The organism is Streptomyces sp. NPDC046881, from assembly GCF_040645015.1.
Taxonomy (GTDB): Bacteria; Actinomycetota; Actinomycetes; order Streptomycetales; family Streptomycetaceae; genus Streptomyces.
Genome location: NZ_JBEYXJ010000083.1, coordinates 17,853 through 38,861 on the forward strand (window position 1 = coordinate 17,853; position 21,009 = coordinate 38,861).

13 protein-coding genes are annotated in these 21,009 nt (G+C 75.0%); 5 read left to right on the top strand and 8 right to left on the bottom strand.

Translation table 11 applies throughout. The features are described 5' to 3' along the window. Positions 1–10: 10 nt before the first annotated feature. From ABZ923_RS30135 to ABZ923_RS30145, 3 genes are read left to right on the top strand one after another with little or no spacing between them, the layout of a single operon-like run. A complete protein-coding gene (locus ABZ923_RS30135) occupies positions 11–574 on the top strand; it encodes a gamma-glutamyl-gamma-aminobutyrate hydrolase family protein (RefSeq protein ID WP_361477710.1) in 564 nt (187 codons plus the stop codon). A 34-nt stretch (positions 575–608) separates the two neighbouring features. Beyond that, positions 609–1,730, top strand: coding sequence for a Glu/Leu/Phe/Val dehydrogenase dimerization domain-containing protein (locus tag ABZ923_RS30140; RefSeq protein ID WP_361477713.1), 1,122 nt, complete (start codon positions 609–611; stop codon positions 1,728–1,730). Continuing rightward, a complete protein-coding gene (locus ABZ923_RS30145; RefSeq protein WP_361477716.1) occupies positions 1,727–3,394 on the top strand; it encodes an AMP-binding protein in 1,668 nt (555 codons plus the stop codon). Before ABZ923_RS30140 ends, ABZ923_RS30145 begins: the two co-directional genes overlap by 4 nt. Positions 3,395–3,468: 74 nt before the next feature. Here ABZ923_RS30145 and ABZ923_RS30150 read toward each other — a convergent pair whose 3' ends face one another. From ABZ923_RS30150 to ABZ923_RS30170, 5 genes are all read right to left on the bottom strand, one after another. Beyond that, complete coding sequence (locus ABZ923_RS30150; protein ID WP_361477719.1) at positions 3,469–4,512, bottom strand: LLM class flavin-dependent oxidoreductase; 1,044 nt, start codon at positions 4,510–4,512, stop codon at positions 3,469–3,471. 124 nt (positions 4,513–4,636) lie between these two features. After that, a complete protein-coding gene (locus tag ABZ923_RS30155; RefSeq protein ID WP_361477722.1) occupies positions 4,637–5,530 on the bottom strand; it encodes a fumarylacetoacetate (FAA) hydrolase in 894 nt (297 codons plus the stop codon). A 16-nt stretch (positions 5,531–5,546) separates the two neighbouring features. Next, complete coding sequence (locus ABZ923_RS30160) at positions 5,547–6,701, bottom strand: MFS transporter (protein WP_361477748.1); 1,155 nt, start codon at positions 6,699–6,701, stop codon at positions 5,547–5,549. 148 nt (positions 6,702–6,849) lie between these two features. Then, positions 6,850–8,136, bottom strand: a complete 1,287-nt coding sequence (locus tag ABZ923_RS30165) for an aminotransferase class I/II-fold pyridoxal phosphate-dependent enzyme (RefSeq protein ID WP_361477725.1) — start codon at positions 8,134–8,136, stop codon at positions 6,850–6,852. Positions 8,137–8,140: 4 nt separating this feature from the next. Further along, a complete protein-coding gene (locus tag ABZ923_RS30170) occupies positions 8,141–8,326 on the bottom strand; it encodes a lysine biosynthesis protein LysW (RefSeq protein ID WP_361477728.1) in 186 nt (61 codons plus the stop codon). Between the two features lie 205 nt (positions 8,327–8,531). On the opposite strand from ABZ923_RS30170, the gene ABZ923_RS30175 reads away from it, so the two are divergent. Then, positions 8,532–9,299, top strand: coding sequence for an arylmalonate decarboxylase (locus ABZ923_RS30175; RefSeq protein ID WP_361477730.1), 768 nt, complete (start codon positions 8,532–8,534; stop codon positions 9,297–9,299). Between the two features lie 60 nt (positions 9,300–9,359). Beyond that, entirely contained in the window at positions 9,360–10,115 is a 756-nt protein-coding gene (locus ABZ923_RS30180; RefSeq protein WP_361477733.1) for an SDR family oxidoreductase, read from the top strand. Positions 10,116–10,194: 79 nt separating this feature from the next. Here ABZ923_RS30180 and ABZ923_RS30185 read toward each other — a convergent pair whose 3' ends face one another. The 3 genes from ABZ923_RS30185 to ABZ923_RS30195 form a co-directional block, all read right to left on the bottom strand. Continuing rightward, positions 10,195–16,524: a thioester reductase domain-containing protein gene (locus tag ABZ923_RS30185; RefSeq protein ID WP_361477736.1), complete on the bottom strand. Its 6,330-nt coding sequence runs from the start codon at positions 16,522–16,524 to the stop codon at positions 10,195–10,197. A gap of 54 nt (positions 16,525–16,578) precedes the next feature. After that, positions 16,579–19,911: a type I polyketide synthase gene (locus tag ABZ923_RS30190; RefSeq protein ID WP_361477739.1), complete on the bottom strand. Its 3,333-nt coding sequence runs from the start codon at positions 19,909–19,911 to the stop codon at positions 16,579–16,581. Positions 19,912–19,998: 87 nt separating this feature from the next. Further along, on the bottom strand, positions 19,999–21,009 hold a 1,011-nt coding region (locus ABZ923_RS30195), incomplete at its 5' end, for a beta-ketoacyl reductase (RefSeq protein ID WP_361477742.1).

Below are 21,009 nucleotides of genomic sequence, written 5' to 3' on the forward strand. Positions count from 1 at the left end.
GAGCACCCACGTGGCGAAATCCCGTGTGCTGGTCGTCAACAACCGCACACTCTCCCTGAAGCAGCTCCGCGGGCGCTTCGAAGCGCTCGGCTCGGACACCGACACCGTCGAACCGGCCGCGGTGCCCGCCCGGCTCGACGGCCGCTACCAGGCCATCGTGCTGAGCGGCACCAAGGTGCGGGCCTTCGACCAGGAGTACTACAAGCCGCTCGTCGACCTCGTCATGACCGCCGACGTCCCGGTCTTCGGGATCTGCGGCGGCATGCAGATCATCGCGGTCGCCGCCGGCGGCCGGCTGGCCGAGGGCCCGCAGCGGGTCGGCGGCTACGAGGTCCAGGTCGACACGGAGGAGCCGCTCTTCACCCATGTGAAGCCGACCGTGACGGTCTTCCACCGGCACACCCTCTACCTCCAGGAGGCCCCCGAGGGCTTCCGCTCCATCGGCCGGTCCGAGCACGCGCCCGTGGAGTTCCTGCGCTCCGACGACGGCCGCATCCACGGCTCGCAGGCCCACCTGGAGTTCCGCAGCGACGGCCTGGAGATCCTGCGCGGCTTCGCACAGCTCTACCAGTGAACGCACCTCTTGAACGAACAGGAGTACTCGGCACATGAGCCTTGTTGACGACACCACGCAGGATCCCGCGCTCGTCGTGCACCTGAACGGCAGCGGCGGCGCCATCAAGAGCTGGGTCGTGATCGACACGCTGGTCGACGGCCTCGCCATGGGCGGCGTGCGGATGACCCCCGGAGTGACCCAGGAGGAGGTGGCCGGCCTCGCCCGCGACATGACCCACAAGTTCACCCTCGCGGGTCTGCGCATCGGCGGCGCCAAGGGCGGCATCGTCTCCGACGGCAGCAACCGCGAGGAGACCTTCCGCACCTTCGGCCGTACCGTCAAGCCGCTGCTGCACGGCGGTATCCACCTCGGCATCGACATGGGCGTCACCCCCGCCGACCGGGCCGTGTTCTTCGACGAGGCGGGCTACGACCCGCGCTACCGGCTGGGCGCCCCGGACATGCCGGTCGACTGGCGCACCTACTACGAGCCGCTCATCGACGTCACCGGGCACGGCGTCGGCGTCGCCGCCGTCACCGCCCTGGAGGCGAGCGGCCGCACCGGCCCCGCCCGGGTCGTGGTGCAGGGCTTCGGCGCGGTGGGCCGCGCGGTCGCCCGGTTCCTGGAGGACCGCGGCCACGTCGTCGTGGGCGTCGCGGACGCGCAGGGCACCATCAGCGCCGACCGGCTGCCGGTGGCCGACCTGGTCGCCGTCACCGACGAGTTCGGGCTGATCGACCGCTCCCGCCTGCCGCAGCACGTCACCCTCTCCGGCGGACCGGACGCCTGGCTGGACGTCGACGCCGACCTGCTGATCCTCGCGGCCCAGAAGCACGCGCTGAACGCCGAGAACGCGCACCGGCTGCGCGCCGCCCTGGTGGTCGAGGGCGCCAACCTCGCCTCCGACGCCGAGGCACGGGAGAAGGCGCGGGCGGCCGGCGCCACCCTCGTGCCGGGCGTCATCGCCAACATCGGCGGCGCCGGCGCGGCGGCCCTCGCCGTGACCCGGGTCGTCCCCTTCGAACTGGCGGCCGAGGCACGCAAGGCGTGGGTCTTCGACTGGATCGGCGACCGGGTACGGGACAACACCCGGGCCCTGCTGGAGATCGCCGCCGCCCGCGCCGGCGACCCGCTGCCGGAGCTGCTCACGGTACGACGTGGAGAACTGCGATGACGACGACCCTTTCCCCCGCCTCCCCACCGGTGCCGGCCCCGGCTCCGGCGGCGGACCGCGCGGCCGAGTACCGGTCGCGCGGCTGGTGGCGGGACGAGACGTTCCTCGACGACCTGCGCCGGCAGGCCCGGATCCGGCCGCGCAAGCTGGCCGTCGCCGGCCGCCGGCTGGGCGAGGCGCGCACCGACACCCTCGACTACGCCGAACTCTCCCTGCTGACCGACCGGTTCGCCGGGGCCCTGCTCGAACTCGACGTCCGGCGGGGGGACGTCGTCGCGGTCCAGCTGCCCAACCGGTGGGAGATGGTGCCGCTGATGTACGCCTGCATGGCCGTCGGCGCCGTCATCTGCCCCATCGCGCCGGAGTGCCAGGGCGAGGAACTGCGCCACCGCCTCGAACTCACCGAGGCCCGGCTGTGCGTCACCGTCGCCGAGTGGGACGGCCGTCCGCTCGCCCGGGACATCGCCGCGCTGCGCCCCTCGCTGCCGCTGGAGAACGTGGTGGTGGCCGGCGGGCGCGCTCCCGAGGGCACGCTCGACTTCCACGACCACTTCGTCGCGGTGCCCTGGGAGGACGCCCGCATGGGCGACCTGGAGGGCCGTGCGCTCGGGCCCGACGAGCCGTTCGTGGTGCTGTTCACCTCGGGTACGACCGGCTTCTCCAAGGGGGTCGTGCACAGCCAGAACACCGTCCACTCGGGCGTGCGCGGCTACGTGGACACCTTCCTGCTCCGCGACGACCTGGTGGCCGTCGTCACCACCCCGCTGGTGCACTACTCCGGCTTCGCCCAGGGCGTGCTCGCCGGCGTGATGCTCGGCGGGACGGTCGCCTTCCAGGACGGCAGGAACCACACCAGCCTGCTGGACCTGGCGGAGCGCTACCGGGCCACCCTGCTGTACGGTCCGCCGCCCACCCTCTTCGGCGTGGCGGCCGCCCAGCGCGCCGACCGGCACGACGTGTCCAGCCTGCGCCACACCGTCACCGGGGCCCAGCCGGTGCTGCAGGAGCTGGTGGACGAGCTGCGCGACACCTTCGACACCAGCACGTACTCGGTGTGGGGCATGTCGGAGTTCGGGCCGATCACCATCAGCCGGCTCGACTACGACCAGGACTGGTCCGCGCACAGCCACGGCCGGCCGATCGACGCCATGGAGATCCGCATCGACGGCGGCGACCCCGGCGGGCGTGCCCGCGTGGGCCGGCTGCGGGTGCGCGGCGCCTCCCAGGCCCTCGGCTACCTCCGCAACCAGGCCGCCTTCGACGCCGAGCTGTCCGCGGACGGCTGGTTCGACACCGGCGACGTGGCGCGGGAGGACGGCCGCGGCGGCATCCGGGTGCTGGGCCGGGCCAAGGACGCGATCCTGCGGGACGGGATCGTGGTCCCCATGGCCGAGCTGGAGGCGATCCTCTGCGCCCACCCGAAGATCGCGGACGCCACGCTGGTCGGGCCCACCGGCCAGGCGGACGATCCCCTCGTGGCCGTCCTCGTGCCCCGCGGCGGCGGGGCCCGGCCCACGCTCCGGGAGATCCGGGAGCACCTGCTCGGCCGCGGCCAGGACCCCCGCTTCCTCCCGGACCGGCTGCACCTGGCCGAGGCTCTGCCCAAGACCCTCACCGGCAAGGTGAAGAAGGCCGAACTCCGGCGCCGCCTCGCCGGAGCCTGACCCGCCCGGCGCACCAGCGCGGCGGCACCGCCCCACCGGGTGGTGCCGCCGCGCTGTCGTGTGGGCCGCAAGCCCTACGCCGGCCCGGGCTCCAGGTGCGGCAGCCCGTAGCTGTCGGCGATCAGGGACAGCGACGTCAGCCGCTCCTCCAGGCCGTGCGCGTTGGAGGCGAGCATGAGTTCGTCGGCGCCCGTCCGCTTGCGCAGCTCCTCCAGCTGGTCCCGTACCGAGTCCGGTGTGCCGTGGACGGCGTTCTCCAGCCAGCCGCCGAGGACCTCCCGCTCGTAGCCGGTGAACACGTGCGACCTGGCCTCCTCGGGCGTCGGTACGAGCCCCGGGCGCCCGGTGCGGAACCGCACCGTGGTCAGCGCCCCGGTGAGGGCCTGGTCCCGCGCCTGCCGTTCGGTCTCCGCGGCGAACGTGAAGACGCCCACGACGGCGTAGGGCTCGGCCAGCACGGGGGAGGGCCGGAACGTCTGCCGGTACAGCTCCAGCGCGGGGACCGTGTTGCGGGCGGCGAAGTGGTGGGCGAAGGCGAAGGGCAGCCCCAGCCGGCCGGCCAGCTGCGCGCCGAACCCGGACGAACCGAGGAGCCACACCGCGGGCCGCCCGCCGGAGGGCCCCTGCACCGGGCCGGGCACGGCGTGCACCCGGCGATAGGGGTGCCCGTCGGGGAAGTCGTCGTGCAGGAAGCCGATCAGTTCGGCCAGGTCGGCGGGGAAGGTGTCGCCGGTCGCCGGACCGTCGGCGCGCCGCAGCGCCCGCGCCGTCGGCTGGTCGGTGCCCGGGGCGCGCCCGAGCCCCAGGTCCACCCGGCCGGGGGCCATCGCCTCCAGCGTGTGGAACTGCTCGGCGATGACCAGCGGGGCGTGGTTGGGCAGCATGACGCCCCCGGAACCGAGCCGGATCCGGGTGGTCTGTGCGGCGAGGTACGCCAGGATCACCGCGGGGCTGCTGCTGGCGATGCCGGGCATCGAGTGGTGTTCGGCGACCCAGTAGCGGCGCAGGCCGCGGGCCTCGGCCAGGCGGGCGAGCCGCGCCGAGGTCCGCAGGGCCTCCCGCGTGGTGTGGCCCTCCCCGACCGCCACCAGGTCGAGAACGGACAGGGCGTCGACCATGGTTGGTGTCCCTCCGTCGTCGCGCACGCGTGCGCGGTCCGTCATGAAAAGGCCCGGGCCGGGTGTGCGGGAGCGTTCCGATCCCGCACACGACCGGCCCGGGCGCCCGGGGCGTCCGGCTGGGTTACTTCGGGGCCGCCGCCCCGTACCGGACCTCGTTCGCCAGCACGACCCCGTGGCTGGAGACGTCGATGACCATCCGGTCGCCGTTCTCGATCCGGAACCCGTCGTGGTACGTGGCCTTGTCCGCGCCGAGGAAGAGGTAGTTGACCAGGCCCGGCCGGCGCAGCAGCGGGTGCGAGAACAGGTACTCCGCCATGTCCGGGATCCGCTGGAAGAGGGAGTCGGCGCCGCACGAGAAGCCGCCCTGCCAGGCCGCGGCGCCGTCGCGTTCGATGGTGACGCTGCCGGTGACCTTCTCCGGCGGGGTGCCGAGGAACAGCCACGGCGTGATCGAGGTCTCGCACAGCTTGGCGTACGGGGTCCACGCCCACGGGTTCTTCAGGTGCAGGCCGATGTCGTTCAGGTCGTTGCCGAAGGTGTAGCCGGCGTAGTGCGGGACTCCCTGGTCGTCGTTGGCGTACACGAGGACGACCTCGGGCTCCTCCAGCAGCCAGACCGGGTCGGCCGGGGTGGTCAACGGCTCGTCGGGCAGCCGCAGCCAGGAACCGAAGCCCTTGATGTAGTAGTTCGGCGGGGTGAACTCCTCGTCCGGTTCCGGGGCGCGGTCGAACTTGGAGCGGTGCGTGCCCATGAACCCGTTGATCAGGGCGTTGTTGGAGGCGGTCGGCAGCAGCGGCGGGAGGAAGCGCAGGCCGGCGTCGCCGGGGTCGACCTCGATCCGGCCGTCCTCGCCGGCCACGGCGGAGCCCAGGTCCTCGGGGCCGCGGCCGGCGACGAGGGCCGCCTGCAACTGCCCGTCGGCGACCGGGTACAGGGTGAGCGGGCTGCCGGGCACGGGCAGGCCGTGGCCCGCGTACCGGCGGCCCTGGTATTCGCACTCGAAGATGATGGACATGGCTGTCGGGGTCTCCTCAGGAGTGGGCGGATGGGTGGGCGGCCGGGAACCCGTGGGAGCGGGCCGCGAGCACGATGGCGAGGACCGGTACCAGGAGGACCAGCACCGTCCAGGGGAAGGCGTCGGCGCCGACGGCGTCGAGCAGGAGGCCGCCGGCGATGCCCCCGCCGGCCATCGCGACGTTCCAGAGGGTCACGAGCATGGCCTGGGCGGCCTCGGCCGCCTCCCCGCCGGCCTGGCCGCCGGCGGTCTGCAGCAGGGTCGGCACCCCGCCCCAGCCCAGTCCCCACAGGGCGGCGGCGACGTACACCAGGGCGTCGGTGCCGGAGAAGGCGCCCATGACCGCGACGGCGGCCCCGACCAGCAGGGTGCTGGCGACGGTCAGCGCGCGCAGGTGCCGGTGGATGAGGGTGCCGACGACCCAGATGCTGACCAGGCAGGCGACGCCGAAGACCAGCAGGGCCGCGTCGACCTGGCCGCCCATGCCGATGTGGTCCAGGAAGGAGGCGATGTAGGCGTACAGGAGGGTGTGGGCCAGGACGAAGACCAGGGTGACGGTCAGCACCGCGGCGACACCCGGCACGCGCAGGGTGCTGCGCATCGGGATCTTCCCGCCGGCCGGCTGGCCGGGGTGGTCGGGCGCCACGGCCGTGATCCACACGAGCAGCACCACGGTCAGGGCGGTCATCGCGAGGAAGGCGGCCTGCCAGGAGACCACCTGCCCCAGGAAGGTGCCGGCCGGCACGCCCAGCGACAGGGCGACGGGGATGCCGGCCATGGCGATCGCGATGGCGCGGCCCTCCTGGTGCGGGGCCACCATGCGGCGGGCGTAGCCGGCCAGCAGGGCCCAGGCCAGTCCGGCGGCGACCCCGGCGACGAACCGGGCGACCAGGGTGAGCGGGTAGTTCACCGACAGGGCGGTGACGGTGTTGGCGACGGCGAAGCCGGCCATGGCGGTCAGCAGCAGGCGCTTGCGGCTCCACCCCGCGGTCGCGGCGGACAGCGGGATGGCCGTGAGCACCGTGCCCAGCGCGTAGATGGTCACCGTCTGGCCGGTGGCCGACTCGCTGGTGTGCAGGCTGGAACTCATGTCGGGCAGCAGCCCGGCGGGCAGGGTCTCGGTGAGACTGGTGATGAACACCGCGACGGCCAGCGCGAGCAGGGCCGCCATCGGCAGCTTCTGCTCGGCCGCCGGCGCGGTGCCGGGTGCGGGGACGGGGGTGGCGGTGCCGGTGGACGGCTCGGCGCTAGTCATGACGGTTGCCTTCGATGTGAGGGTCGAGCCCGGCGTGGAAGGGCCCTCCCGGGACGGGAACGGCTCAGGCCCGCGCGGTGCGGGCGCCGGCGAGATCGGCCAGCGCGGAGTCGATCTGCTCCAGGTTCCTGCGGATCCACGGCAGTTCGAGCGGGTCGTCCGCCGCGAGCGCGGCGGTGCGCTGTTCGTCGTCCTCGCCGTACAGGCGGCTGGTGGCGGCCCGGATCCGCAAGGGGTCGCCGTCCTCGCCGAAGGCGCCGGCCGGGAGCAGTCCGATGCCGTGCCGCTCACCGAGGAAGCGGACCAGGTCCGCCCCGCCGTGCACGCCGTGGACCCGGGCCAGGTGGTCCCCGAGCGGGGTGAAGTCCGGGTACAGGTAGCAGGTCGCGCGGACCGGGGCGAGCAGGGCGCCCGCGCAGGTGAACCGGCCGGCGACCGCGCGGGCCACGGCCTCGTGCAGCCGGCGGCTGGCCGCCACCCGCTCGACGACCTCCGGCGGCTCGCCGAACGCGTACGCGGCGGCGGCCTGCACCGGCGCCGGCGGACTGGACCAGATCTGGCTGGCGACCGGGACGAGGCGGCCGTGCAGGGCGCGTCCGGTGTCGCTGTCGGGCAGTCGGGCCACACCGGTCCGCCAGCCGCCGACGGCCAGGTTCTTGGTGAGCCCGGTGGTGACGACGGTGCGTTCCGGGGCGTGCCGGGCCGGGGACTCGGCGGGCACCGAGGTGTCGTAGACGAGGTCGCAGTAGATCTCGTCGGAGACGATGACGAGGTCCAGCTCCCGGGCCGCCGCCGCGAGCCGGCGCACGGTGCCGGGGGAGGCGACGGTGCCGGTCGGGTTGTCCGGCAGGGTCACCACCACGCACCGGGGATCCCGGCCGGCCGCCCGCGCCGCGGTGACGGCCGCGCGCAGCCGCTCCGGGTCGGGCACCCCGCCCTGGCCCGGCGCGATCGGCACGGGGACGGGACGGGCGCCCACGAGCCGGGCCTGTGCGGCGTAGCTGACCCAGCTGGGTACGGGCACGACCACGTCCCCGCCGAGCGCGAGCAGCAGCGCGAACAGCAGCGGCTTGCTGCCCGGCCCGGCCACGACGAGCCCGGGATCGGTGGCGAGATCGCGGCGGTCCCAGTACCCGGCGGCGGCGGTGCGCAGCGCCCGGCTGCCGGCCACGGGCCCGTACGCGTTCTCGTCCGCCGCGGCGGCGAGCCGCCGGCGCAGCGCGGGCAGCACGGGCAGGCCGATCTCCCCGCCGGCCATGGGCAGGACCTGTTCCCCGGCCCGTCGCCTGCGGTCCAGGGCCTCGTCGGCGGCCAGGGTCGCCGACATGGGGATGGACGGGGCATCGGACATGCTGTCACTGCCCCCAGTCGCGCAGCTGGACCTCGACCATCTCCAGGGTCAGCCGGCCCTCCGCGATGTCCTCCACGCGGAGGGTCAGCAGGCACTCGGGGCAGGAGAGCGTCTCGCCCTGGACGACCGGCGGGACGGTGAGGTCGGTCTCGCACTCGGGGCAGGCGCCGGTGAGGGTGGCGCTGGACATGGATCGACTCCGTTCGATGAGGTGCTGGGGCGGTCCACCACCCTCCAACGCGCCGCCGGAAAGAGTAAAGACGGGCCGGTTAAATCTCTGTAGTGGATTGTCAAGAAGTGTCAAGACGGAAAGGAGTTGCAAGTTTGCCCTGGCGGAATGTCAAGTCCGCTGGAATACCGCGGCCGCCGTCCGGGGCGGCAACTAATGTGCCGCCATGGACATTTTCCCGCTGCCCCGGCTCGGACTGGTCGTGCCACCGGAAAACCCGCTCGCCGAACCGGAGTTCAACCGTCTGATCGGCGCCGAGCTGAATGTGTACACCGCGCGTTTCCCGCTGACTCCCGGAATGGGTGTGAAGGAAACGATGCTCCGGTACAACGACGTGCTCGCGGACACGCTCGCCACCTTCGGCCGGATGCACCTGGACGCCGCCGTCGTGGCCTGCAACGCCTCCCACTATCTGCTGGGACCCGACGGCGACCGGGCTTTCGTGGCCGAACTGTCCGAGGCCTTCGGTTATCCCGTGCAGTCGACGACGCAGGCCATCCTCGCGGTGTGCGAGGAATTCGGGATATCCCGCCTGACCCTCGTCTCCCCCTACTGGGACTGGCTCACGGAGACCTCCCGCTCCTTCTGGGAGCAGGCCGGCGTCGCCGTCGACCGGGTGGTCCTCGCCCCGGCCGTCGTGGACCCGAAGGAGCAGGACCACGAGTTCGACCCGTACCGGGTGACGACCAGGACCCTCCTCGGCCGGATACGCGAGGCCGGCCTGCCCGACGACGGGGCGATCCTGTTCACCGGCACGGGCATGGGCACCCTGGCCGCCCTGGCCGAACTGGACCGCGAGTTCGGCCGCACCACGCTGCTGACGTCCAACCTCGCGGCGGCCTGGTGGGCGCGGCGCACCGTGGGGGCCGCCGGCGCCGAGGTGCACCCCCTCCTGGAGCGGCTGGAGCGCGGCACGCCGCGCCGGCCCCGGTAACCGCCCCTCCCCGCCGTCCCCTTCCCACCGACCGCACCCACCGTCAAGGAGGCGCCCGCCGTGGCCGTCACCAGCGAAGCACAGTCGTCCGATCCCCTCGTGGCCGTGGTGAGCGGCGGTGCGTCCGGCATCGGCGCGGCCGCCGCGGCCGCGCTCACCGCCCGGGGCGTCCGCGTCGCCGCCCTGGACCTGAACCCCGACGAGGTCGCCGCACCGGCCGTCGGCATCGGCTGCGACGTCTCCGACGACGCGTCCGTGCGCGCCGCCGTCGCCGAGGTCGCCGACCGCTTCGGCCGCATCGACATCGTCGTGAACAACGCCGGCATCGCCGCGCAGGGCGACATCACCGGCAACGACGACGACGAGTGGCGGCGCGTGCTGGACGTGAACGTCGTCGGCATGGTGCGTCTCGCCCGGGCCGCGCTCCCGTACCTGCGCAAGTCCCCGGCCGCCGCGATCGTCAACACCTGCTCCGTCTTCGCCTCGATGGGGGTGCGGCGGCGCGTCCTCTACTCCGCCTCCAAGGGCGCCGTCCACTCCCTGACCCTGGCCATGGCCGCCGACCACGTCCGGGAGGGCATCCGGGTCAACGCCGTCGCGCCCGGCGCCGTCGACACCCCCTGGATCCGGCGGGTGCTGGCGAAGACCGCCGACCCGCAGGCGGAGCGGGACGCGCTGAACGACCGTCATCCGCTGGGCCGGCTGGCGCGGCCCGAGGAGGTCGGCGAGGCCATCGCCTTCCTGGCCACCGACGCCTCCGGCACCACCGGCACGGTCCTCGCCGTCGACGGCGGCATCCACGACCTGCGTCTGTAGCCGCGCCCGGGCCGCCGGCCCCGCGCCACCGCCCCGTCCGGGGCCGGGAGCGCGGGGCCGGCGGCGTGCCCGGAGCGGATCACCCGGCCTGCGGGGGAGCCGGGAAGTGCTTCTCCTGCACGAAGAACTCGACGTACCGGTCGAAGAGTTCACCGGTGAGCGGCGGGCAGGCGATCCCCGTGCCGGACAGGGCCTCCTCCGTCTGCGTGGTGTCCAGGGCCGGATAGAAGGCGTCGGTGTCGCCCGTCATCAGCTCGAAGGCGTGCAGCAGCGGCAGCAACGCGTTGTCGCGGTCCGAGCGGACCAGCTCCCGCCAGGCCTCCGGGGCCAGCTCCCGCAGGGGGTAGCCGAGCGCCCGCAGACGGTCCACGCACGCACCGAGGTCCAGCGCGTCCCGGTTGAACAGGTGGAAGGTGCCGCCCGCCGCCGCCGGGCGGCCGGAGATCGCCACGATCGCCGCGCTGACGTAGTCGACCGGCAGCAGATGGAACCGCCCCTCCACACCGGCCGGCACCGCGCCCGACTGCAGCAGGCCCTTGAGCGCGAGCCACACGAAGTCCCGTGTCTGGCAGGCCCCGTTGACCTGGTCGCCGGAGATCACGTCCACCCGGTACACGGACACCGGCAGACCGCGGTCCCGGGCCAGCTCCAGCACCTGCTCGGCCACCCACTTGCTCTGCAGGTAGCCGCTGGGCAGCGCGTCGGCGGGCCCGGTGGGGTCGGTCACCTTCAGTGGCACGCCCGCGACGCGGGGGCCGTTGAACACGCCGACGGTGGAGACGTGGTGGACGGGCACCGTGCGGTGGCGGGCGGCCAGGCGCAGGATCTCCTCGGTGCCGCGCACGTTGGCGTCCCGCAGCGCCGTGTAGGGGTGCAGCCAGTGGACCGTCGCGCCCGCGTGGTAGACGGCGTCCACCGTGCGGGCCAGGCCGTCGAAGGACTCCTCGGGCAGACCGAGCAGCGGCCGGGCCAGGTCGCCGGCGAGCACCGAGAGCCGGTCCGGGTCGATCTCGTCCCAGACCCGGTACCACTCCAGGCTCGCCCGCAGCCGCGCGTGGGCCGCCGCGTCGTCGGTGCCGCGCACCAGGCAGTGGATCCTGGCCCGGGTCGTCCGCATCAGGTCGCGCAGCAGGAACGCGCCGAGGAAGCCGCTGGCGCCGGTGAGCAGGATCTCGTCCGGGTCCGTGACCGTGCGGACGACCTCCTCGGCGGGGCGGATCGCGGGGTCGAGCCGGATGTCCGCGGCGTGGTCCACCGCCGGTGTGCCCGCGGCCCGGGGCCCGTCGTCGAGCAGGGTCAGCAGGTGCGCGGCCAGCTCCGCGGGCGTCGGGTGGTCGAAGACGAGGGTGGCGGGCAGGTTCAGACCGGTGCGGGCCGTGAGCCGGTTGCGCAGCTCCACCGAGGTGAGCGAGTCCAGGCCGAGCTGCGGGAAGGGCCGCCGCGCGTCGATGCCCGCGCCGTCCGCGTGACCGAGCGCGCCGGCGGTCTCCGCGAGCACCACGTCCCGCACGGCGGCCTGCCGCCCCGCGGGCGACAGGTCCGCGAGCAGGTCGGCGAGCGGGGGCTCGGCGGCGGCCTCGTCGGTCACCGACGGCCGCGCCGGACGGCGGACGAGGGAGGTGAACACCGCGGGCACGGCGGGCTGTTCGCGCAGCGCCGCGAGGTCCAGCGGGCCGGCCACGGCGTCCGGGCGGCCCGCGCGCAGCGCGAGGTCCAGCAGGCCGGGACCCTCGGCGGTGGGCACGGGCAGCAGGCCGGTGCGGGCGATCCGCTTCAGGTCGGCCTCCGTCAGCCCCTCGGCGAGGCCGCCGGCCTCGGCCCACAGGCCCCAGGCGACCGACGTGGCGGGCAGGCCCTGGGCCGCCCGGTGCTGCGCGAGGGCGTCCAGCGCGGCGTTGGCGGCGGCGTAGTCGGCCTGTCCGGGGCCGCCGAGCAGGGCCGCCACCGAGGAGAACAGCACGAAGGCCGTCAGGTCCCGGTCGCGGGTCAGCTCGTGCAGATGCCAGGCCGCGTCCGCCTTCGGGGCCAGCACCCCGGCCAGGCGTTCGGCGGTCAGCGCCGGGACGAGACCGTCGTCCCGGACACCGGCCATGTGCACGACCCCGGTGAGCGGGTGCTCCGCGGGGACGGCGTCGAGCAGCGCGGCGAGCGCGGCACGGTCGGAGACGTCGCACGCCCGGAGCGTGACCCGCGCCCCCAGACCGGTGAGCTGCGCGGCCAGGTCGCGTGCGCCTTCGGCCTGTTCGCCCCGGCGGCTGACCAGCAGCAGGTGCCGGACGCCGTGCTCGGTGACGAGGTGCCGGGCGAACAGGGCGCCGAGCGCACCGGTGCCGCCGGTCACCAGCACGGTCCCGTCGGGGCCGAAGGCGGGGCGGACGGACGGCTCGCCCCGGCGGGCGTCCGGCCGTTCCGCCCGGGTCAGGCGCGGCACCAGGAGCGTGCCCTGCCGGATCGCCGCCTCGGACTCCCCGGCCGCGACCAGCGCGGTGACCGCGGCGGTCAGCAGGGCGGGGTCGGTCGCCGGGTCGGCGTCGACGAGGACGAACCGGCCCGGCGCCTCGGAACGGGCCGAGCGCAGCAGGCCCAGGGCGGCGGCCGCACCGGGATCGGTGAGCGGCTCCCCGCCGGCCGCCACGGCACCCGAGGTCACCACGGCCACCGGGGCCCCGGTGCCGCCCTCGTCGGCGAGCACGCGCTGGGCCAGCCGCATCGCCTCCAGGGTGGTGCCGTGCAGCGCGTCCACCGGGTCGCCACCGGGCGCGGCCGTCGTCAGGCGCACGACCTCCGGGACCGGGGTGCCCTCGGGAGCGGGGGCCAGGGAGCGCGGCACCCAGTCGACGTGGAAGAGCGCCTCGTGCCCGCGGGCGGCGAGGGCGGCCGGCCGGGACGGGCCGGCCTGCCGCACGGTCACCGCCGCGACGTCCGCCACCGGCCGGCCGGCCGGGGTGGACAGCCGCAGGGCCACGGTGCCGTCGTCGTGCGGGACGGCGCGCACCCGCAGCCGGGTCGCGCCCGAGGCGTGCAGCCGCAGCCCGCGCCAGCGGACCGCGACGGCCTCCTCCCCGGACCCGGGCCGCAGCAGCCGTACCGCGGCCGCGAGCAGCGCGGGATGCAGCCCGAGACGCCCCGCCTCCCCGGCCGCCGCCTCGGGCAGCGCCAGCTCGGCGAACACCTCCGCGCCGCGACGCCACACACCGGTCACCGGCGGCCGGGTGCCGTCGTCCGCGGCACTCTCGGCCCCGGCCGGCGGCCACGGTCCGGGCTCCGGCGGCGCGATCACGGGTACGGCCCCCAGCGTGCCGTGCGCATGCCCGGCCCAGGGCGCGTCGGGGTCGTCGGACCGCGTGTGGACGGTGACGGCACGGCGCCCGTCGCCGGCCGGCGCGCCCACCCGGACCTGCACCTGGAGGGCGCCCTCGGCGGGCAGGGCCACCGGCTCGTCCACGACCAGTTCCTCGACCGCGTCGCAGCCGGCCTCGTCGGCCGCCCGGACCGCCAGTTCGACCAGCACCTCCTCGGCGAGCAGCGGCACACCCGCCACGGTCCGTACGGTGTCCCCGGGCGCCGTACGGCGCGAGACGCGCCCGGTGAGGACCACGCCGCCGTCGTCGAGCCGCAGCGCGGCGCCCAGCAGCGGGTGCCCGGCCGGGACGAGACCCAGACCGGCGGTGTTCGCGGAGGTGTCCGCCGGGTCGAGCCAGTAGCGCTCGTGCTGGAAGGCGTAGGTCGGCAGGGGGACGCGGCGGGCGCCGGTGCCGGCGAAGAACCGCCGCCAGTCCACGGGCACGCCCGCCTCGTGCAGCCGGCCGAGGGCGGACACGAGGGAGTGCGGCTCGGGCCGGTCCCGGTGCAGGAGGGGGACCGTGACGGCGGTGGCGCCCAGGTCGTCCAGGACCTCCCGGGCGAGCCCGGACAGCACGCTGTCCGGGCCGATCTCCACGAACGTCGTCACGCCCTGCTCGTACAGGGTGCGGACGGTGTCGGCGAACCGCACCGCGTGCCGGAGCTGGCCGGTCCAGTACTCGGGGGTGCGCAGGTCGTCGGGGGTGGCGAGGGTGCCGGTGAGGGTGGGCACGACCGGCAGGACCGGGGCCGCGTAGGCGAGTTGCTTCGCGGTGGTGTGGAACTCGTCGAGGACGGCGTCCATGTGGGGGGAGTGGAAGGCGTGCGACACGGTGAGCCGGCGCGTCTTGTGGCCCCGCCGGCGCAGCTCCTCCGCGACGGCCTCGACGGCCGGGGCACTGCCCGAGATCACCGTGGAGTGCGGCGTGTTGACCGCGGCGATGTCGACGTCGTCGGTGAGGAGCGGGCGGACGGCGTCCTCCGGTGCCTGGACCGCGACCATGGCGCCGCCGGGCGGCTGGGCGCCCATCAGGCGGGCGCGGGTGGTGACGAGCCGGGCGGCGTCGGGGAGGGTGAGGATGCCGGCGAGGTGGGCGGCGGTGAGTTCGCCGAGGGAGTGGCCGGCGAGGTGGTGGGGGGTGATGCCCCAGGTGGTGAGGAGGTGGTGGAGGGCGGTTTCGAGGGCGAAGAGGGCGGGTTGGGTGTAGCGGGTGTCGTGGAGGTGGTCTCCGGTGGTGATGGTGTGGTGGAGGGGTTGGTCGAGGTGGGGGTCGAGGGCGGCGCAGGCGGTGTCGAAGGCTTCGGCGAAGGCTGGGTAGGTGTCGTGGAGTTCGCGGCCCATGCCGATGCGCTGGGCGCCCTGGCCGGTGTAGAGGAACGCCACCCGGCCGCCCGCGGGAGGCGAGGACTCGGGTGTCCGGCTCGCCAGGGCCCGCAACCGGGCCGTGAGCTCCTCGCGGTCCGCGCCCACGAGCGCCACCCGGTGGGCGTGGGCGGTGCGGGTGGTGGCGAGGGAGTGGGCGAGGTCGAGGGGGTCCTGGTCGGGGTGGTCCTCGAGGTGGGTGAGGAGGCGTTCGGCCTGGGCCTTGAGGGCCTGGGGGGTCTTGGCCGACAGCAGCCAGGGCAGGGCGCCGGCGGGACGGCGTACCGGGTCGCCGGCCGTGGGCTCCTCCGCGGGCGCCTCCTCCAGGATGACGTGCGCGTTCGTGCCGCTCACGCCGAACGCGGACACCGCCGCGCGCCGCGGCCCGCCGGGCCGGGCCGGCCAGGGGCGCGGCGCGGTCAGCAGCCGGACCGTCCCGGCGGACCAGTCGACCATGGGGGTGGGCTCGTCCACGTGGAGCGTCCGCGGCAGCGTGTCGTGGTGCAGGGCCTGGATCATCTTGATGACACCGCCGACCCCCGCCGCGGCGACCGTGTGACCGATGTTGGACTTCAGCGAGCCGAGCCAGAGGGGCTGGTCGGGGGTGTGGGCGGCGCCGTAGGTGGCGAGGAGCGCCTGGGCCTCGATGGGGTCGCCGAGGCGGGTGCCGGTGCCGTGGGCCTCGACGGCGTCGACGTCGGCCGCGGTGAGCCGGGCGTCGGCGAGCGCGGCCCGGATCACCCGCTCCTGGGAGGGGCCGTTGGGGGCGGTGAGCCCGTTGCTGGCGCCGTCCTGGTTGACGGCGCTGCCGCGCAGCACGGCGAGCACGCGGTGGCCGTTGCGGCGGGCGTCGGAGAGACGCTCGACCACCAGGACGCCCACGCCCTCCGACCACGAGGTGCCGTCGGCCGCCGCGGCGAAGGACTTGATGCGGCCGTCCGGGGCCAGCCCCCGCTGCCGTGAGAAGTCCACGAAACCGCCCGGCGTTGCCGTGACCGTCACCCCGCCCGCCAGCGCCAGCTCCGACTCGCCGCGCCGCACCGACTGGACGGCGAGGTGCAGGGCGACCAGCGACGAGGAGCAGGCGGTGTCGACGGAGACGGCCGGGCCCTCCAGACCCAGGGTGTAGGCGATGCGGCCGGAGGCGATGCTGCTGTACCGGCCGGTCATCAGGTGGCCCTCGTACTCCTGGGGACCTTCCAGGCCGAGGTAGCTCTGCTCCACCAGCCCCGCGAACACACCGGTCCGCGAGCCCTTCAGCGAGGCCGGGTCGATCCCCGCGTCCTCCAGCGCCTCCCACGCGGACTCCAGCAGCAGCCGCTGCTGCGGGTCCATCGCCCGGGCCTCGCGCGGCGACACACCGAAGAAGCCCGCGTCGAACTGTGCCGCACCGTCGAGGAAGCCGCCGTGCCGGGTGTAGGTGGTGCCCGGGTGGTCCGGGTCGGGGTGGTGGAGCCGGTCCAGGTCCCAGCCCCGGTCCTCCGGGAAGGCGCTGATGGCGTCCCTGCCCTCGGCGACCAGCCGCCACAGCTCGTCGGGAGAGGCCACACCGCCCGGGAACCGGCACGCCATGCCGACGACGGCGACGGGTTCGCCGCCGGCGTTCTCCAGCTCGGTGATGCGTTCACGGGCCTTCTGCAGATCCGCGGTGACCCACTTCAGGTAGTCGACCAGCTTCTGCTCGTTGGACGGCTCTGCGGACATGCGGGAACAGCCTCTCCTCGAAGGACGTACGGCGATGGGGACAGGGAGGTGGCGTCAGCGGGCCTCGCGGCCCAACTGCTGGTCGATGAAGGCGAAGAGGTCGTCCGCCGAAGCCGCCGCGAAGGGCTCCGCGGCCGCCGCCTCGACCGGCACCGGCGGCCGGCCGCCGAGTCCGGCGAGCAGCGCGTGCAGCCGTACGGCCGCGGTGGCGCGCGTCTCGTCCTGCGGCGGCAGACCGGTCAACGTGGCCTCCAGGCGGTCCAGTTCGGCCAGCACCGCCTGCGCGGAGCCGTCCGTGGCGGGCTCCACCAGGGACTCCAGACGGGCGGCCAGGTCACCCGGCGTCGGATGGTCGAAGACCAGCGTGGTGGGCAGGGGGATCCCCGCGGCCGCGCTCAGCCGGCTGCGCAGTTCCACCGCCGTCAGGGACGTGAAGCCCAGGTCCTGGAACTGCCGGTCCGCGGCCACCGCACCCTGGCCGGCGTGGCCCAGCACGGCGGCGATCTCCCGTGTGACCAGGTCCAGTACGTGCTGCTCGCGTTCCACGGCGGTCAGACCCGCCAGCTGTTCGGCGAGCGTCGGCGCCTCGGCCGGCGCCGCGGCGGCGGCATCCGCCGGCGGCTGCCCGCCGGGCGCGGCCTGCTCGTCCGCCGGCTCGGGTGCCTGCGCCTCGAACCAGTACCGCGCGTGCTGGAAGGCGTAGGTGGGCAGCGGGACGCGGCGGGCGCCGGTGCCCTCGAAGAACCGCTCCCAGTCCACCGGGACCCCGCGGGTGTGCAGGGCGCCGAGCGCCTCGACCAGGCTCCGGGACTCCGCCTGGTCGCGCCGCAGCAGGGGGATCGCCGCCAGCTCCTGCGGACGGTCGGCACCGGCGCTCACCAACGGGCTGAGCACCGCGTCCGGGCCGATCTCCACGAACGTGGTCACGCCCTCGGCCTCCAGGGTGCGGATGCCGTCGGCGAAGCGGACCGCGCCGCGGATGTGCCGGGTCCAGTACTCGGGGGTGGCGAGGTCCTCACCCGTCCCGCCGGTGAGGTTGGAGACCACCGGGATCCGCGGCGGACGGAAGTCGACCGTGGCCGCGATCTGCCGGAACTCCTCCAGGACGGGCTCCATGTGCGCCGAGTGGAAGGCGTGCGAGACCTTCAGCCGGCTCGTCCTGCGCCCCAGCGCCGTGAAGTGGCCGGCGACCCGGCGCACCGCCTCCGGATCCCCGGACACGACGGTGGAGTCGGGCGAGTTGAGGGCGGCGATGTCGACCCCCTCCGTCAACTGCGCGGCGACCTCCGCCTCGGTGGCCTGTACGGCGACCATCGCGCCGCCTGCGGGCGCGGACTGCATCAGCCGTCCTCGCGCCGCGACCAGCCGGGCGGCGTCGGGGAGGGTGAGGATGCCGGCGAGGTGGGCGGCGGTGAGTTCGCCGAGGGAGTGGCCGGCGAGGTGGTGGGGGGTGATGCCCCAGGTGGTGAGGAGGTGGTGGAGGGCGGTTTCGAGGGCGAAGAGGGCGGGTTGGGTGTAGCGGGTGTCGTGGAGGTGGTCTCCGGTGGTGATGGTGTGGTGGAGGGGTTGGTCGAGGTGGGGGTCGAGGGCGGCGCAGGCGGTGTCGAAGGCTTCGGCGAAGGCTGGGTAGGTGTCGTGGAGTTCGCGGCCCATGCCGATGCGCTGGGCGCCCTGGCCGGTGTACAGGAACGCCACCCGGCCGCCGGAGCCGCGCCCCGGGAACGCGTCGGCTCCGGCCAGCTGCCGCAGCGACGCGACGAGTTCCGCCCGGCCGGTGCCGACCGCCACCGCCCGGTGGGCGTGCGTGGTGCGGGTGGTGGCGAGGGAGTGGGCGAGGTCGAGGGGGTCCTGGTCGGGGTGGTCCTCGACATGGGTGAGGAGGCGTTCGGCCTGGGCCTTGAGGGCCTGGGGGGTCCTGGCCGACAGCAGCCAGGGCAGGGCGCCGGCGGGACGGCGTACCGGGTCGCCGGCCGCGGGGTCCTCCGTGGGTTCCTCCGCGGGCGCCTCCTCCAGGATGACGTGCGCGTTCGTCCCCCCGAAACCGAAGGAGGAGACGGCGGCGCGGCGGGGTCGTGTGGTGGGGTCGGCGGGCCAGGGGACGGGTTCGGTGAGCAGGCGCATGGTGCCGGTGGACCAGTCGACCATGGGGCTGGGGTTCTCGGCGTGCAGGGTCCTGGGCAGGGTGTGGTGGCGGAGTGCCTGGATCATCTTGATGATGCCGCCGACGCCCGCCGCGGCCTGCGCGTGGCCGATGTTGGATTTGAGTGAGCCGAGCCAGAGGGGCTGGTCGGGGGTGTGGGCGGCGCCGTAGGTGGCGAGGAGTGCCTGGGCCTCGATGGGGTCGCCGAGGCGGGTGCCGGTGCCGTGGGCCTCGACGGCGTCGACGTCGGCCGCGGTGAGGCGGGCGTCGGCGAGCGCGGCCCGGATGACTCGTTCCTGGGAGGGGCCGTTGGGGGCGGTGAGCCCGTTGCTGGCGCCGTCCTGGTTGACGGCGCTGCCGCGCAGTACGGCGAGGACGCGGTGGCCGTTGCGGCGGGCGTCGGAGAGACGTTCGACGAGGAGGAGACCGACGCCTTCCGCCCAGCCGGTGCCGTCGGCGTCGGCGGAGAAGGAGCGGCAGCGCCCGTCGGCCGACAGCCCCCGCAGCCGGGAGAACTCCACGAACGCGACCGGCGTCGACATCACCGTCGCCCCGCCCGCCAGGGCGAGGTCGCACTCGCCGTTGCGCAGGGCGCCGGCGGCCAGGTGGAGGGCGACGAGGGAGGAGGAGCAGGCGGTGTCGACGGTGACGGCCGGCCCCTCGAAACCGTAGGTGTACGACAGCCGCCCCGAGGCGATGCTGCCCGCGCTGCCGCTGAAGAGGAAGCCCTCCAGGCCCTCGGAGGGCCGGTGCGAGCGCGTGCCGTAGTCGTTGTACATGACCCCGGTGAACACACCGGTGCGCGAGCCGCGCAGGGCCGCCGGTTCCAGTCCCGCGCTCTCCAGCGCCTCCCACGCCGTCTCCAGCAGCAGCCGCTGCTGCGGGTCCGTCGCCAGCGCCTCGCGCGGCGAGAGCCCGAAGAATTCGGCGTCGAAGCCGTCCGCGTCGTGCAGGAAGCCGCCCTCCCGCCCGTAGGAGGTGCCCGGCCGGTCGGGGTCGGGGTCGTAGAGCCGCTCCAGGTCCCAGCCCCGGTTGACCGGGAACTCGCTGATGGCGTCGGTGCCGTCGGCGACCAGCCGCCACAGGTCGTCCGGCGAGGCCACACCGCCCGGGTAGCGGCAGGCCATGCCCACGATGGCGATCGGCTCGTGCTGCCGCTCCTCGATCTCGCGCAGTCTCGCCCGCGCCTCCTGCGCCTCCCCGATGGCCTTCTTGAGGTAGTCGCGGAGCTTGTCCTCGCCCGCCATGAGCCGTTCAACTCCTTGCAGTCGTCAGCGTCGTCGTCGGATGGGCGCCGTGCGGCGCGGGGGCGGGGCGCCGTCGCCCCGCCGGGGTCAGTCGAGGTCGTCGAGCAGGGCGAACAGCTCCTCGTCGGTGGCCGTCTCCAGGGCCGCGGGATCGGCGTCCCGGGGGTCGGGCCCGGTGCGGACCACGCTGTCCGCACCGGCGGCCGCGAGGAGTTCCCGCAGCCGGGCGACGACCCGCTCGTGCGCGTCGGTGCCCCGCTCGACCGCGGCCACCGCAGGAGCCAGCCGGTCCAGACCGGTCAGCAGCGCGTCGTCCGCCGGCTCGCCGGCGACGCCGAGCAGGTCCCGCAGGTGGTCGGCCAGCGCCTGCGGGGTGGGGTGGTCGAAGACCAGCGTGGTGGGCAGGCGCAGCCCGGTCTCCGCGACCAGCTGGTTGCGCAGCTCGACCGCCGTCAGCGAGTCGAAGCCCAGCTCCTGCAACGGGCGTCCGGCATCGATCTCCGCCGGGTCCGCGTGGCCGAGGACGGCCGCCACCCGGCCGCGCACCAGATCGGCCAGGGCACGGTCGCGCTCCTCGGGCGCCAGCGCGGCCAGCCGCTCGGCCAGGTCCGGGGCGTCCTGCCGCTCCGCCGCCGCCCGCCGGGGTGCCGGGCGCACCAGGGAGCGCAGCGGCGGCGGTACGGCACCCGAGGCGCGCAGCGCCGCGGTGTCCAGCCGGGTGACCGCGAGGACGTCCTCGCCGCCGCCCAGCGCCGCGTCGAACAGGCCCAGCGCGTCGTCGGTGGCCAGCGGACGCAGACCCGAACGGGCCAGCCGCCGCACATCGGCCTCGGAGAGGTGCCCGCTCAGCTCGCTGCTCTCCGCCCACAGGCCCCAGGCCAGGGAGACGGCGGGCAGGCCCTGTGCCCTGCGGTGCGCGGCCAGCGCGTCCAGGAAGGTGTTCCCGGCGGCGTAGTTGGCCTGGCCCGCCGTGCCGAGCAGACCGGCGACGGACGAGTACAGCACGAAGGCGGTGAGGGGGTGGTGGCGGGTGAGGTCGTGGAGGTGCCAGGCGGCGTCGGTCTTGGGTCGCAGGACGGTGTGGAGGCGGTCGGGGGT